The sequence below is a fragment of the Rhizobium sp. 32-5/1 genome, from assembly GCF_029537235.1.
GTDB lineage: Bacteria > Pseudomonadota > Alphaproteobacteria > Rhizobiales > Rhizobiaceae > Pararhizobium.
Window position 1 is genome coordinate 2,330,293 of record NZ_CP120638.1, and the last position, 13,219, is coordinate 2,343,511.

General features: G+C 59.3%; 14 protein-coding genes, 1 tRNA gene and 4 pseudogenes. 12 read left to right on the top strand and 7 right to left on the bottom strand.

The window, feature by feature from the left end; genetic code table 11:
* Positions 1–60 precede the first annotated feature (60 nt).
* The 3 genes and pseudogenes from P6U16_RS11925 to P6U16_RS11935 all read left to right on the top strand — a co-directional run bounded on the left by P6U16_RS11925 (position 61) and on the right by P6U16_RS11935 (position 2,090).
* Complete coding sequence (locus P6U16_RS11925) at positions 61–732, top strand: amino acid ABC transporter permease (protein ID WP_277700772.1); 672 nt, start codon at positions 61–63, stop codon at positions 730–732.
* Complete coding sequence (locus P6U16_RS11930) at positions 729–1,388, top strand: amino acid ABC transporter permease (RefSeq protein ID WP_277700773.1); 660 nt, start codon at positions 729–731, stop codon at positions 1,386–1,388. The genes P6U16_RS11925 and P6U16_RS11930 overlap by 4 nt, the downstream gene beginning before the upstream one ends.
* A pseudogene (locus P6U16_RS11935) lies at positions 1,366–2,090 on the top strand (amino acid ABC transporter ATP-binding protein). The gene P6U16_RS11930 and the pseudogene P6U16_RS11935 overlap by 23 nt, the downstream one beginning before the upstream one ends.
* A 58-nt stretch (positions 2,091–2,148) precedes the next feature.
* On the opposite strand, the gene P6U16_RS11940 reads toward P6U16_RS11935, so the two are convergent.
* From P6U16_RS11940 to rplU, 4 genes and pseudogenes are all read right to left on the bottom strand, one after another.
* Positions 2,149–2,733, bottom strand: coding sequence for a GNAT family N-acetyltransferase (locus tag P6U16_RS11940; RefSeq protein ID WP_277700774.1), 585 nt, complete (start codon positions 2,731–2,733; stop codon positions 2,149–2,151).
* The gene (locus tag P6U16_RS11945; protein WP_277700775.1) at positions 2,730–3,377 is read right to left on the bottom strand and encodes a GNAT family protein; all 648 of its coding nucleotides are present in this window, start codon (positions 3,375–3,377) and stop codon (positions 2,730–2,732) included. The genes P6U16_RS11940 and P6U16_RS11945 overlap by 4 nt, the downstream gene beginning before the upstream one ends.
* A gap of 126 nt (positions 3,378–3,503) precedes the next feature.
* Positions 3,504–3,773: a 50S ribosomal protein L27 gene (gene rpmA, locus P6U16_RS11950; RefSeq protein ID WP_158476700.1), complete on the bottom strand. Its 270-nt coding sequence runs from the start codon at positions 3,771–3,773 to the stop codon at positions 3,504–3,506.
* A 108-nt stretch (positions 3,774–3,881) separates the two neighbouring features.
* Positions 3,882–4,184 (bottom strand): annotated as a pseudogene (gene rplU / locus P6U16_RS11955) (50S ribosomal protein L21); the annotation flags it as partial.
* Between the two features lie 288 nt (positions 4,185–4,472).
* Between rplU and P6U16_RS11960 the strand changes: the two are divergent.
* From P6U16_RS11960 to P6U16_RS11985, 6 genes and pseudogenes are all read left to right on the top strand, one after another.
* Positions 4,473–4,562: transfer RNA gene (locus P6U16_RS11960), tRNA-Ser, on the top strand.
* Between the two features lie 90 nt (positions 4,563–4,652).
* Positions 4,653–4,916, top strand: a complete 264-nt coding sequence (locus P6U16_RS11965) for a hypothetical protein (RefSeq protein ID WP_277700776.1) — start codon at positions 4,653–4,655, stop codon at positions 4,914–4,916.
* Between the two features lie 3 nt (positions 4,917–4,919).
* On the top strand, positions 4,920–5,885 hold the full coding sequence (locus tag P6U16_RS11970; protein ID WP_277700777.1) for a transglutaminase-like cysteine peptidase: 966 nt from the start codon (positions 4,920–4,922) through the stop codon (positions 5,883–5,885).
* Between the two features lie 301 nt (positions 5,886–6,186).
* Positions 6,187–6,456 carry a hypothetical protein gene (locus P6U16_RS11975; protein ID WP_277700778.1) on the top strand — a complete coding sequence of 90 codons (270 nt, stop codon included), beginning with the start codon at positions 6,187–6,189 and terminating at the stop codon, positions 6,454–6,456.
* A 284-nt stretch (positions 6,457–6,740) separates the two neighbouring features.
* Positions 6,741–7,942, top strand: a pseudogene (locus P6U16_RS11980) (TIGR03862 family flavoprotein).
* Between the two features lie 17 nt (positions 7,943–7,959).
* Positions 7,960–8,646 (top strand): hypothetical protein, encoded by a 687-nt coding sequence (locus P6U16_RS11985; protein WP_277700779.1) that lies wholly within the window; start codon positions 7,960–7,962, stop codon positions 8,644–8,646.
* 17 nt (positions 8,647–8,663) lie between these two features.
* Here P6U16_RS11985 and uxuA read toward each other — a convergent pair whose 3' ends face one another.
* The gene (gene uxuA, locus P6U16_RS11990; protein ID WP_277700781.1) at positions 8,664–9,839 is read right to left on the bottom strand and encodes a mannonate dehydratase; all 1,176 of its coding nucleotides are present in this window, start codon (positions 9,837–9,839) and stop codon (positions 8,664–8,666) included.
* Positions 9,840–10,006: 167 nt separating this feature from the next.
* Between uxuA and P6U16_RS11995 the strand changes: the two genes are divergently transcribed.
* From P6U16_RS11995 to P6U16_RS12005, 3 genes and pseudogenes are all read left to right on the top strand, one after another.
* Entirely contained in the window at positions 10,007–10,699 is a 693-nt protein-coding gene (locus tag P6U16_RS11995; RefSeq protein WP_277700782.1) for an FCD domain-containing protein, read from the top strand.
* Positions 10,696–11,481 carry an SDR family oxidoreductase gene (locus P6U16_RS12000; protein WP_277700783.1) on the top strand — a complete coding sequence of 262 codons (786 nt, stop codon included), beginning with the start codon at positions 10,696–10,698 and terminating at the stop codon, positions 11,479–11,481. The genes P6U16_RS11995 and P6U16_RS12000 overlap by 4 nt, the downstream gene beginning before the upstream one ends.
* Positions 11,482–11,509: 28 nt before the next feature.
* Positions 11,510–12,195, top strand: a pseudogene (locus P6U16_RS12005) (D-lyxose/D-mannose family sugar isomerase).
* Between the two features lie 15 nt (positions 12,196–12,210).
* Here P6U16_RS12005 and P6U16_RS12010 read toward each other — a convergent pair.
* Together P6U16_RS12010 and P6U16_RS12015 are read right to left on the bottom strand one after the other, a co-directional pair.
* Positions 12,211–12,840, bottom strand: coding sequence for a hydratase (locus P6U16_RS12010; protein ID WP_277700784.1), 630 nt, complete (start codon positions 12,838–12,840; stop codon positions 12,211–12,213).
* Complete coding sequence (locus P6U16_RS12015) at positions 12,831–12,974, bottom strand: hypothetical protein (RefSeq protein ID WP_277700785.1); 144 nt, start codon at positions 12,972–12,974, stop codon at positions 12,831–12,833. The genes P6U16_RS12010 and P6U16_RS12015 overlap by 10 nt, the downstream gene beginning before the upstream one ends.
* Positions 12,975–13,219: the final 245 nt, after the last annotated feature.

Sequence of the window (13,219 nt, forward strand, 5' to 3'; positions counted from 1 at the left end):
CATCCCGCAACCGTTTCGGGATGGCACCGTCATCGCGTATTCAGCAGAGGGGAAACCGCCTTGAGTTACCAATTCCAATTCAACTGGCTCGCCCAGTATTATCCGGAGATCGTCAAGGGCATCGGCATCACGCTGCAACTCATCAGCATTGGCGCCGTGCTCGGCATAGCGCTGGGAATTGCCTGTGCCTGGGCGCGTGCGCTCGGTCCGACTTGGTTGAAGCCGATCGTCGCAGCTTATGTCGAGCTCATCCGCAACACGCCGTTCCTGATCCAGTTGTTTTTCATCTTTTTTGGCCTGCCGTCGCTTGGCCTGCAACTGGGCGAGCTGCAGGCGGCCAATATCGCCATGGTGGTCAATCTCGGCGCCTATAGCTGCGAGATCATCCGGGCCGGCATTCAGTCGACGCCCAAGGGCCAGTTCGAAGCGGGTGCCAGCCTTGCCATGACGCCGTTCGAAACCTTTCGCCACGTGGTGCTGGTGCCTTCCCTCCAGCGGATCTGGCCGGCGCTGTCGTCGCAGGTGGTCATCGTCATGCTGGGCTCGTCCGTCGTTTCGCAGATCGCCGCCGAGGACCTGACATTCGCGGCGAATTTCATCCAGTCACGGACCTTCCGCGCTTTCGAGGCCTACATGGTCTCGACGCTCATCTATCTGGTTCTGGCCATCCTGCTGCGGCAAATCCTTGCCGTCATCGGCGGCTTCATCTTTCCCCGGAGGGCGACGCGATGACAGAATTTACGCTCTGGGATATCTTGCGAAACCTGCTGCTTGCCACACGCTGGACCATTCTCCTGTCGCTTGTGTCCTTCGTCGGCGGCGGGCTGGTCGGTCTCCTTCTTCTGTTCCTGCGCATCAGCAGCCGAAAGGCCGTGCGGGTTTTTGCGCGCTGCTACATCGAGCTTTTCCAGGGAACGCCGCTCTTGATGCAGCTGTTCATTGCATTCTTCGGTCTTGGTCTCTTCGGGATCGATGTGCCGGCCTGGCTCGCCGCGGGACTGGCCCTCATCTTGTGGACAGCCGCGTTCCTGGCGGAAATCTGGCGCGGTTGCGTCGAGGCCATTACCAAGGGGCAGTGGGAGGCGTCTGCCAGCCTTGGCATGGGACGGCTGCAGCAGATGCGCTACGTCATCCTGCCGCAGGCCATGAAGATCGCCGTACCTCCTACGGTCGGCTTCTCCGTGCAGGTTGTCAAAGGCACTGCGCTGACATCGATCATCGGCTTCGTCGAGCTTTCAAAAGCCGGCACTGTGGTCACCAACGCCACGTTCCAGCCCTTCACGGTCTACGGTCTCGTCGCTCTCATCTATTTCGCGCTCTGCTGGCCCCTGTCCAAGAGCAGCCAGATGCTGGAAAGGAAGCTCAATGTCGCTCATCGAAATCACTGAGGTCCGCAAGAGTTTCGGCTCGAACGAAGTCCTAAAAGGCATCAATCTCGACGTCCAGCCCGGCGAAGTCATTGCCATCATCGGCAAGAGCGGGTCTGGAAAATCAACATTGCTCCGCTGTATCAACGGTCTTGAAATGATCAGTGGTGGGTCGATTTCGGTCGCCGGGGCTCAGCTGCTCGACGACCAGCTGCATCTGAAGACGTTGCGGCTGAAGGTCGGGATGATCTTCCAGCAGTTCAACCTGTTCCCGCATCTGACGGTCGGTGGCAACGTCATCCTGTCCCAGACCGTGGTGAAAAAGACGGCAAGGCCGGTGGCGGAAGCCATGGCCCGCAAGATGCTCGATCGTGTCGGCCTTGCCCAAAAATTCGATGCCTATCCCGATGAGCTGTCTGGCGGCCAGCAGCAGCGCGTTGCCATCGCCCGCGCGCTGGCGATGGAACCGATCGCATTGTTGTGCGACGAGATCACCTCGGCGCTCGATCCTGAACTCGTGGCCGAAGTGCTGGCCGTGGTCCGCGAGTTGGCGAACGAAGGCATGACCTTGCTGATGGTGACCCATGAGATGAAATTCGCGCGCGATGTCTGCTCGCGCGTCGTCTTCATGCACCAGGGCCGTGTTCACGAGATCGGCCCGCCGGGGGACGTTTTTCCAATCCGCAGACTCAGGAGCTGAAACAGTTCCTTGGTATGCTGTAGGTATTGAGCTATCCAACCGGCCGCGTTGCGGCGGCCGGTTATTTCTGTTTGGTTGGGGTTATGGTCTGCGCAGATCGGCGGCTGTAAGCCTTGTCTCTATGTGGCTGACCATGCCTGCCCGGGCCAGCGCATAGACCTGCGTGCAGCCGGTGATCTCGAAACCGAGTTTCTGCTGCAGCTTCAGCGATGCCGCATTGTCGGCGAAGACGCCGGAATGCAGGGCCGTTTCCGGCATACGCATGAAGAACCGTTCGATCGAGACATGCGCCGCCTCGCCGCCATAGCCCCTGCCCCAATAGTAGCGGTTCAGCCAGTAGCCGAGATGCCACTGGCCATGCCGCAGCTCGAGACCGACGAAGCCGATATGGACATCGTCGCCAGTCGTGACGGCGAGCGTCCAGCCTGGCAGAACGCCCGCCGTCTGGCGAACCAGCCAGTCGAGGGCATCCTGCCGGTGATAGGGCACGGGCACCCGCGCCAGCATGCGCGAGACCTGGTAGTCGCCCAGCGACTGGGCGATCGCCTCGGCATCGGATAGCCGGTGCGGCCGCAGGACGAGCCGTTCCGTCTCTATGACCGGGCAAGGGCCGGGCTCGGGACGAACAACAGCCTGCTTCGGCCGAGGGAAAGCCAGCGTGTTCATCGTTGACCTCCCCAGCTTCTGAGCGACATCCAGGTCTTGCGGTCGAGCCTGTACCATTCGACCGCGATGGTGCCGCCGAGCGCCAGGCTATCGACCATGCCGGAGCCCTGGAACTGGAAGCCGCACTTTTGGATGACCCGCCTTGAAGCGACGTTCATGACCCGGCAGCGCGCATCGATCTGGTCGATGTCCCGCGTGCGAAAGGCCATGTCCGTCAGAGCCTGCGCAGCCTCGGTGGCATAGCCTCTGTTCCAGTGTGGTTCGCCCAGCCAGTAGCCGAGCTCCGCCGTCTTGCCGTCGGGATGCGGTTCGATCCCACAACAACCCAGAAATGCGCCATTATCCGCTTTGGTAATCGCATAGACGCACTTGCCAATCGCGCCCGTCTTCGTACGACGTACGAAATCCGCAGCATCGGCCACCGTGTACGGGTGCGGCATGCGCGAAACCATGGTGGCGATATTGGCGTTGTTGGCAAGATGGGCAAGGGCGTCGATATCGTCTTCGTGGGGGCCGCGTAAAACGAGCCTGGGCGACAACAATATCGGGCAATCGGTCCTTGACCGTTCCGGCCTCAGCCGTTCCTCTGGCGAGGGCGATATGGGAGACCGGGATTGGTCTTCCCTCAACAATTCGGTTTGCATAGTTCGTCCTCCAAGACGTGAAAAAGGGGCGATCGGGCATTGCCCCATCTCCCCTTTGATCTTGGTCTGAACCAGATGCGGTCAGCCGGGTCGATGAGACGCCGGCTGTTTTAGAGCGCTACCGGCTTATTCCGCTGCTTCGGCTTTCGGCATTACAGACACGTACACGCGGCCATTGGCCTTCGTACGGTAGTTCACATTGCCGGCCGTAAGTGCAAAAATGGTGTGGTCCTTGCCGAGGCCGACATTGGCGCCCGGATGCCACTGCGTACCGCGCTGGCGCAGGATAATGTTGCCCGGAATAACGACTTCGCCACCGAACTTCTTTACGCCAAGGCGCTTGGAGTTGGAATCGCGACCGTTGCGCGAGGAACCGCCAGCTTTTTTGTGTGCCATGGGATGTCTCCTTTAAACCTTAGATCCGTTGTCTCAGTTCGCAGCTTCGACGGCAGCGTCTTCAGACTTCTTGGAAGCCTTCTTCGCCTTCGCGCCGGCAACAGCAGCGATGTCCAGAATGCGGACGGTCGTGTTGTGCTGGCGGTGACCGCGGGTGCGCTTGGAGTTCTGGCGACGACGCTTCTTAAAGGCGATGACCTTCTTGGCGCGGCCGTGTTCCACAACTTCGGCGCTGACAACGGCACCTTCGACAAACGGAGCACCGATGGTTGCATCGGCGCCGACGCCGACCATCAGGATCTCGGTGAATTCGATCGTATCGCCGACGGCACCTTCCAATTTTTCAATCTTCAGAACGTCGTTGGCGGCCACGCGGTACTGTTTACCGCCGGTCTTGATGACTGCGAACATTTTTTATCCTTTCATGTTCGTTCCGGCTCTTCACGCAAGGCGAGGCCGTCTTTTTCTTCAGTCGGACATGACAAGGGTTTCAGGCCTTGCCGGTGAAAGGGCACAATAGATACCCTGCGCGGTTTGGACATGCCACACCACTTCAGTGGCGCGGATTACGGGAAGTCTTCACAACTGTCAAGATCAAAGCCCGGAAGTCGCTGCATATTCCTGTCACATGCCCCTTGTCATCGCGCAAAACTGCCGCTATGAACCGCCTCGCGCTTGACGGCGCCGACCAGCATATCCGGAGAGGTGGCAGAGTGGTCGAACGCACCGCACTCGAAATGCGGCATACCTGCAAGGGTATCGTGGGTTCAAATCCCACCCTCTCCGCCAAAATTTGGGTCACTCTTCCTCAATTACCCGCAAGCCCTCGGGTTTCCTCGTAAATTCCTGACCGATTGCCCTCAAAAGGGAAGTTCAGTCATGAATGTATCGCGCATTGTATCGCGCCATGTACAGTCCGATGTATCGCCGGATGCGGAAATGATTTCCGGGAAGAAACGGAATCGCAAGCTTAAAAAGCGATCCTCCGGGCTCTATCTGGTAAGAAGCGGCGGCATCTACCTTTTTCAGATCAGATTGCCGAAACGCATCGGCGGCGGCGCAGGTTCTCGTCCGATTCCAAAAATCGACACGGTAATTTTATCGGTCTGCTCTAGTGTTTCTCCTATCGCAGGAGGGCTTTAGAAAATGAAAAAGAACATTAGGCGATATGCTTTAGCCGTTGCTTTGGCCTTTACTGCGTTCCCTGGCTTCTCATCAGCAAAGTCCGGAGATGAATTCATAAAAAATGAAGTCCATGAAGATTTTTATTCTTCCGGTCATTCTTCTGTAATTTCGCCTATGTTTTTATATTTTGCGCACACGTTAAGGGACCAAATCGGTACGATATATTTAAAAGCGGTCGAAGTGCAGATTGAGGCATTGGAGGCCCGCATTCAAACCGGGGGCATCCCGACCATCGTGGTTAGCCCAAGCGCTGTACGATCAAAAGAAAGGAAAACGCCGACAACCTCGGCAACAAAAGCGGTATTCGGCACAGTCGCCTTTCCGCTGAAGCGCCTCGGCGCGCTCAAAAAGTTCCGGCCTTCGTTTAGCCAAATTGCGGATGGTTCGGCGTTGAACTGTGAAGCGAAGAACTGCAACGCGGCGGCGGTTTCAATCAAAGCGGCCTACTCCCGTGTCGCTCAATCGTCCTTGCGCGACAAGTTGAACGACATCAATGCAACGGTGAACAATGCCATTCGCTATAGCCGCGACATCGACACCTATAAAACGACAGATAGTTGGGCTATGCCCAGCGAAACGCTCAAGCGCCAGACTGGCGATTGCGAAGATTTCGCGATTCTGAAAATGGCAGCCCTGCACGCTGGCGGCGTTAGCATGGAAGACATGGCCATTGTGGTTCTCTACGATCAAAAACGCCGCTTTTATCATGCCGTGCTCTCAGTTTCGGGCGGCGATAGATATTATATACTCGACAATATGCGGAATGCCGTCATGACCGACGATCAGTTGACTGAATACGTGCCGCTCTACTCGATCCACAATGGTCGCGGCTACTTCCACGGTCTGCCAGTATCGCGGTCCAAGCAAATCGCTCGCAATATGCTACCATTTGAAAAGGTGGCGCCTGGCGAAGGCTCTGCCCTTTAGTTGTCCTCGTAAGCCCTGATCTTCGCCGTACCGTTGAAGACAATCCGGTTCTTGCCTTGCCTTCATCATAGTTCGGGATCCTTTTCGAGCCGGCGTCGGTGCTGAAGGCTTCCCGATCTCGAAAAGCACAGGTCGCGCTACGATCTAAAGAGTGCTCAGAGATATGGCGGCGTGGAGCCGGGCACCAGGAAGCTGCTCGACTCAAGGGCGCTCTATCTCTATCACAACGGGCATGACACGCTCACGTATTCATGGATCGCCGGAATGGTGGAGCATCGGCACGGACATGTCTTCGGGTTGCGTGAGACTGCTCAATCCGGGCGTCAACGATTTCTATGAGCGCCTCACCGACGGTACGTCTGTCACCGTGACCGACAGTTTTGCCGTGCGCGCAGCCGCACGGATCAGGGTGCGTAGAAGGCGTCATCAGCAGGCGCTGGCTGAAACACCTCGCAACAATCTCTCATCAAGACCCGAAACAAAAGTGTGGCCACGCACCAAACAAGCTTACAGACGAGAATCTCCAATCTCAGTACTGCGCAACGCAGGCTTCAGCCATACGTTCAACTGAGGCAACATGATCCATCGTCAGCCGCTTTTGTCGGCACGGTGCCGGACGGTCCGATTGTGCGTTAGTATGCCAAGCGAGCGACGCCTGATGCCATCCATGTCACCAAAGACAAGCAGCGGATTAAGTCGTGTCAACACTCGGGACGGCTTTTAAGGCAGCCAAATGAACGAGGGGCAAGAAGCACAGAGTCAGCCGAATATCTGAGCTTTGGATTGCACCGTGTTCTTGCCTAGGCAGCCGATCGGTATAAGAGGTAAGTTTGCGGGTATGACGGCGGGTGACTGATGGGGCGGGTTGCGGTTATTGGAGGCGGGCCGGCGGGGCTGATGGCGGCGGAGGTTCTCGCTTCCTCGGGACATGCCGTTACGATCTATGAGGCGATGCCAACGGTCGGGCGCAAATTCCTGCTGGCGGGAAAGTCCGGTCTCAACATCACCCATTCCGAGGATCATCAGCGTTTCCTGTCACGCTTCGGCCAGGCCGGAGCGCGCCTTTTGTCATCCATCGACGCCTATCCAGCCGCGGCGGTGCGTGCCTGGGCGCAGACGCTCGGTACGGAAACCTTTGTCGGCTCTTCAGGGCGGGTTTTTCCGACGACGATGAAGGCGTCTCCGCTTTTGCGGGCCTGGTTGCGGCGGCTGGAAGGCCAAGGTGTGACTATCCTGACCCGGCATCGATGGGCAGGATTTGTGGACGGTGGCTGCCGCTTCGAGACGCTGGAGGGCGCAAGGGTGGTCGAAGCCGATGCCTGCCTTCTGGCGCTCGGTGGCGCGAGTTGGCCGCGGCTCGGCTCGGATGCGGCCTGGGTGCCCTGGTTGCGGGACCGCGGCGTCGATATTGCCGACTTGCGCCCCGCCAATTGTGGGTTCGATGTCGGCTGGAGTGATCTGTTCAGCGAGCGGTTTGCAGGCGTGCCCGTCAAGTCCGTTCGCGCCACTTCGGCGGTCGGGGCCATTACCGGAGAGTTCGTGATCACCCGGCACGGCATCGAAGGCAGCCTCGTCTATGCCCATGCAGCCAGTCTGCGGGAGCACCTTGAGAAAAATGGCTCCGCAGCCCTGATGCTTGATTTGATGCCGGGCCGCACACTGGCGCGTTTGGTGCAGGATCTATCAAAACAGGATGGCAAGGCAAGCTTCTCCAACCGGCTGCGAAAGGGAGCAGGCATCGACGGTGTCAAGGCCGCATTGCTTCGTGAGTTTTCGAGCGATGCCGACCGCCGCGATCCGCAAAGGCTGGCCGGCCTCATCAAGCATTTTCCCTTCCGGTCCTCCGCCCGCGCCCGATCGCCGAGGCGATCTCGTCAGCTGGCGGCGTGCGCTGGAGCGCGATTGACGAAAACTACATGCTGAAAGCGCTGCCCGGCACCTTCGTCGCAGGCGAAATGATCGACTGGGAAGCCCCAACCGGTGGCTATTTGCTGACGGCCTGTTTCGCAACGGGTAAGGCCGCAGCAGCGGGCATCGAACGCTGGATGGCGCGCTAGCAATTAAGGAGCGGAAATTGGCAAAAGAAGGTAAGCTTGGAAGGGCGCGGATTTTCGTTCCAAGTGCGGGGCCGCCCGACTGGCAGAAACTCCTTGCCGAACCTGAGAAACAATGGCGTTCGGGGTATTCGGCAAAGACCCTGGCACACAGTTGGCATGCGAGCGACGGGCTTCCGCCGGAAGTTGCCGCATTCTTCCCAGCACCTTGCGAATTGCTTCTGGCTATTCCCGAGTACAGAGTGCCCTTGGCCGGTGGAGGCCGCGACAGTCAGAATGATGTCTTCCTATTGCTGCGTTATAATGATCGAACCTGCGCTGCAACAATAGAGGGCAAAGTCAGCGAACCCTTTGGCCCGACACTCGGTGAGTGGCTGGCTACGCCATCCAAAGGCAAGGCAATTCGCCTGCAGGCGATATGTGACTTACTCGGTCTGGGCAATCCGCTGCCGTTGCACATCCGGTATCAGTTGCTCCATCGAGCGGCATCGGCGGTCATCGAATCTCAGCGCTTTAAGACAGATGAGGCTGCCATGATTGTCCATTCCTTTTCGCCGACGAAACTATGGTTCGACGATTTTGCCAATTTTTGTGGGCTCTTCCACAAAGCAGTCAAGCCGGATGAAGGCGCTATCGTGACCTGCGGCTCGGCGCAACCTTTGCGACTTGGTTGGGCAACAGGCGATCCAATCTTTCTGACGGCGTGATTGTAACGATCTCCACGTCAACCCAACTGATCGACGGCGGCGATGACACCGCGCAGTTCGGCGAGGCCCTTCAGTCGGCCAATACAGGAATAGCCGGGATTGACCTTCTTGTTCTGGTCGTCGATCAGGAGATGGCCATGGTCGGGGCGCATGGGGATTACGCAGTCTGCGCGGCCCTCCGCCTGCCTGCGCTTTTCTTCACCGCGTAGCACCGAGATCAGCGAGACCATGTTGACGTCTCCGGCCAGATGCTCGGATTCGATGAAGGAGCCGTCCGGTTCCTTCGCGACGTTGCGCAAATGGGCGAAATGGATGCGGTCGGCAAAGCGTTTCGCCATGGCGACGACGTCATTGTCCGGTCTCGAACCGTAGGAGCCGGCGCAAAGCGTGATGCCGTTGGCGGGATCGTCGACAGCGTCGAGGATCGTCTGCACGTCATCCGGTGTTGAGACCACGCGCGGCAGGCCGAACAGCGGGAAGGGCGGATCGTCCGGGTGGATGGCGAGCCGCACGCCGTTTTCGGTCGCGATAGGGACGACCTCACTCAGGAATTCGACCAGATTGCCCCGCATGTCCGCGTCGGAGACGCTGTCAAAGGCCGCGATATGGCCGCGGATCGTTTCGCGGGTGTGGCTGTCCTCGCCACCGGGAAGGCCGGCGATGATGTTCCGTTCCAGCGTCAGGATCTCGTCTTCGCTTTTTACCGCAAGGCGCTTGCGGGCCGCCTCTATGACATCAGCGCCGTAGCTGTCCTCCGCGGCATGGCGTTTCAGCACGAAGACATCATAGGCGACGAAGTCGATCATATCGAAGCGGAGCGCATATCCGCCGGCTTCGGTCGGATACATCAGGTTGGTTCGCGTCCAGTCCACCACCGGCATGAAATTGTAGCAGACGACGGGCACGCCGCCGCGGCCGAGATTGGCAAGGCTGGTTTTCCAGGCATCCAGTGTGCGCCGCCAGTGGGCGTCGCGCAGTTTCAGCGACGAGCCGACCGGGATGGATTCGCAGACGGCCCATTGCATGCCAGTCTTGCGCACAAGCGCCATGCGCTCGGCAACATCATCGAGTGTCCAGGCACGGCCGTCATAAATATGATGCAGGGCGGTGACCACGCCCGTTGCGCCGGCCTGCCTCGCATCGGAAAGCGTCACCGGATCTTCCGGTCCGAACCATCGCCAGCTTTCGAGCATCCGTCGTCTCCATTCCGTTAATGTAGGACAATACACTGATGAATGCCGATAAAATCAAGAGTTTTTGATTGCTTGGTTTATTATGTTGGGCATATGATTCGGTTATCAGGGCCAAACGAACGGGCAAGCAGATGGAAAGCGGTGGGCGGGCATCGGCGGTGGATGGCATGGTCCAGCATATTCGTGGCCTCATCCGGGATCGTGGACTGACCGTTGGCGATGTGCTTCCAAGCGAAGGTGAGCTTGCCGTCATGTTCGACGCCAGCCGCAATACCGTGCGCGAAGCCTTCCGGACGCTGAAGGCCTATGGCGTGGCTGAATCCCGCCAGAAGGTAGGCGCCGTTCTCACCGATCAGCATCATGTAGCGATGCGCGATCTTTTCTCCTTCGCCATGGATATTTCTGTCGATGCGTTTCGCGATATTCAAGGCTATCGGCGGCTGACCGAAATGAACCTTTTCGATCTGCTGGTCGGCCGGGTTAGTGAGGATACGTTGGATGAGATGGATGCGGTCAACGCCCGGATCGGCAAGGCAGAGACACCGGAGGAAGCCTCCGATCTTGATTTCCAGTTTCACCGGCTGATGGTCGAAGCGGCCGGAAATCGCACGCTGTCGGAGACCTATGGTATGCTGAAGCCGGTCATCCGCCGTCTGATGCTGGCCGGAAAGTCGCAGCGCCTGGCCCTGGAAGGCGTTGTCGCCGAGCATGCGGCGATCGTTCAGTCCCTGCGCAAGGCCGACCGGATCGCTTTCGTCTATCACATGAACCGGCATCTTGATGCCGGACTGGAATTCATTCCGCTGGCCGGCCGGACCGTGACCGACGGCAATGCGGGTATGGAGGACGACGGACGATGAGCGAGTTTGAAGGCAGGATCGCGCTGGTGACCGGCACGACCGGGATCGGCCGGGCCGTGGCGCTGCACTTGGCCCGCGAAGGGGCCTCTGTGGCGGTGCTGGGAATTGACGAGGCGGCCAATCAGGCCCTGCAGGGCGTCGCGAGGGTGGAAGCGTTGGATCTCGTCGTGCTTCAGGCCGATGTCTCGGTGCCTGCGGAGGTCGGCGCCGCGATTGCAACCGCGGTCGAACGGTTTGGCGGGCTTGACATCATCGTCAACTCAGCCGCCGTACACCCTTACGGGACAGCAGAGACGACGTCTTTCGACGCCTTCATGCGCTGCATGGCGGTCAATGTCGGATCGATCCATCTGACGGCGGAATTCGGGGTTCCGGAGATGCGCAGGCGTGGCGGCGGGGTGATCGTCAATCTGTCGAGCGTGCAGGGCCATGCGTGCCAGAGCGGGGTTTCCGCCTATGTCGCTTCCAAGGGGGCGATCCATGCGTTGACGCGGGCCATGGCGCTCGACTTCGCGGCCGATTGCATCCGTGTCGTCTCCATCAGTCCGGGCTCTGTGCGAACCCCGATCCTCGAACTTGCAGCCCGGACCTTCGAGGGGCCGGATGCGGACATCGACGCTGTCTTTCAGCGTTTCGGCGCGGCACATCCGCTCGGCCGTATCGGCGAACCGGAGGAAGTGGCAGCGCTCGCGGCCTTTCTTGCCTCCGACAAGGCAGGATTCATCACCGGCTCCGACCACCGCATCGATGGTGGTCTGACGGCCGGTATCGGTGTGCGGTAGAGGCCGCGGGAGAGAAAAGATGACCACGATGAAACGCAGCCAGATCAACGCGATCATTCGTGAAAGCGAAGCCTTCATACGCGGCTTCGGTTATATCCTGCCGCCCTTTGCGTGGTGGTCGCCTGGAGAGATGGTGGCGCGCAAGACAGAGATCGCCGGCATTACCGGCGCCGGCCTCGGCTGGGACATCACCGATTTCGGCTTGGGCGATTTTGCCGGCAACGGGCTGCTCCTGTTCACCACACGCAACGGCCGGATCGACGATCTAAAGCAGGGTCGCGGCATGCTTTATGCTGAAAAGGCGATGATTTCGCGCAAGGACCAGGTGACGCCGATGCACCGCCACGATCTCAAGGCGGAAGACATCATCAATCGCGGTGGCGGCACGCTGGTTGTCGAGCTTTTCGGAGATACGGATGGCCGTTGCGACCGCGAAAAGGTGTGACCGTCGCCATGGACGGCATCGCGCGGAGTTTTCCGCCGGGCCACCGGTTGCGGTTGTCTCCGGGTGAAAGCGTCACACTGATGCCGGGCGACTGGCATGCCTTTTGGGCGGAGGAGGCGGACGTCTTCGTCGCCGAGGTCTCGACCGTCAATGACGACGCGATTGACAATATTTTCGAGGATCCGCGCGTGTCCCGGTTTTCCGGTATCGAAGAGGACGAGGACCCCGTCCATCTTCTTGTTTCCGATTATGGGACCTGGCTGCGATAGCCAGCCGCGGTAACGTCAGTCAGGGTGGGCAGTCGATCGCACCTGAACGGTGAAGGTCGCAAAGCCGCTGACGACGATCTCCGCATTGTGCGGCATGGTGACCGGGCCACAGAGGCTGCCGGTGGTGATGATCTGGCCGGCCGGAATCTCCTGTGTCAGCGCGTTGGCAAAGGCGAGCAGGGCAGCGACAGGATCGATGAAGGGGTGTTTGCCGGGGCCGGCAAACAAGGTCTCGCCATCCGCGATGACGGTGAGCGGATAGCTCAATTCCGGTTCGATCGAAGCGACATCCAGTTGCTCGCCGAGTACATAGCCGGCATTGCCAAGCCGATCGGCAAGGAAAAGCTGCGGCTGCGATTTGCTGCCGTCATCCAGCCGGTGGGCGAGAAACTCGATGCCTGCGTGAATGGCGGAAACATGGTCCAGCACGCTAGCACGTGTATACCCGTCCGGGCCACGCGGCGTCAGGGGCGTTGCTAGAATGAAGCAGATCTCGACTTCGACGGCATCGACTACTGGACGCTCGAACGTCGCCTTGCCCTCGTGGGATGCAAAGCTAATATGGGCCATCGGAGCGGAGACCGATATTCCACCGGGTCGTATCGCCACTTTGTAACCACCGGCTGCCCAGCTGCTCAGCGCCAATGTCTCTTGCTGCGTTGCCAGCGCGTCGGCATCACTGCCAGGAATGGGAAGGAGGCCGACACCAGGCGCTTGCCCTCGGTATCGGCTTTGTAGAGCAGGCGGGCAAGTTCGGTTTTGTCAAAGGCGGCGGTCATCTCGACTCCTGCGGAAAGGATGTGGTCTCCCTTTGCACCACATTGGAAACCAAAGGAAAACCCCGGTCCGCCCGCCGCCTTCGAAGTTGTTGGTCCTCGGCCGATTTATTTTTCTTTGAAGACAAAACGAACCGTCCTATTGAAGGACAAACGAAACGTCCCACCCTGCGCACGGCAAGGCGGGACGCGAAAGCAACGGCGCCAGTCCGCAAACGGGCCGCGCTGTGAGAGCGGCAAACCGCCGA

What these genes read in the sequence shown, in the direction of transcription:
- P6U16_RS11940 (WP_277700774.1), bottom strand. Translation starts at nt 2,733, where the DNA reads ATGAACACGCTGGCTTTCCCTCGGCCGAAGCAGGCTGTTGTTCGTCCC.
- P6U16_RS11970 (WP_277700777.1), top strand. Translation starts at nt 4,920, where the DNA reads ATGAAAAAGAACATTAGGCGATATGCTTTAGCCGTTGCTTTGGCCTTT.
- P6U16_RS11930 (WP_277700773.1), top strand. Translation starts at nt 729, where the DNA reads ATGACAGAATTTACGCTCTGGGATATCTTGCGAAACCTGCTGCTTGCC.
- P6U16_RS12015 (WP_277700785.1), bottom strand. Translation starts at nt 12,974, where the DNA reads ATGACCGCCGCCTTTGACAAAACCGAACTTGCCCGCCTGCTCTACAAA.
- uxuA (WP_277700781.1), bottom strand. Translation starts at nt 9,839, where the DNA reads ATGCTCGAAAGCTGGCGATGGTTCGGACCGGAAGATCCGGTGACGCTT.
- rpmA (WP_158476700.1), bottom strand. Translation starts at nt 3,773, where the DNA reads ATGGCACACAAAAAAGCTGGCGGTTCCTCGCGCAACGGTCGCGATTCC.
- P6U16_RS11965 (WP_277700776.1), top strand. Translation starts at nt 4,653, where the DNA reads ATGAATGTATCGCGCATTGTATCGCGCCATGTACAGTCCGATGTATCG.
- P6U16_RS11995 (WP_277700782.1), top strand. Translation starts at nt 10,007, where the DNA reads ATGGTCCAGCATATTCGTGGCCTCATCCGGGATCGTGGACTGACCGTT.
- P6U16_RS11945 (WP_277700775.1), bottom strand. Translation starts at nt 3,377, where the DNA reads ATGCAAACCGAATTGTTGAGGGAAGACCAATCCCGGTCTCCCATATCG.
- P6U16_RS12000 (WP_277700783.1), top strand. Translation starts at nt 10,696, where the DNA reads ATGAGCGAGTTTGAAGGCAGGATCGCGCTGGTGACCGGCACGACCGGG.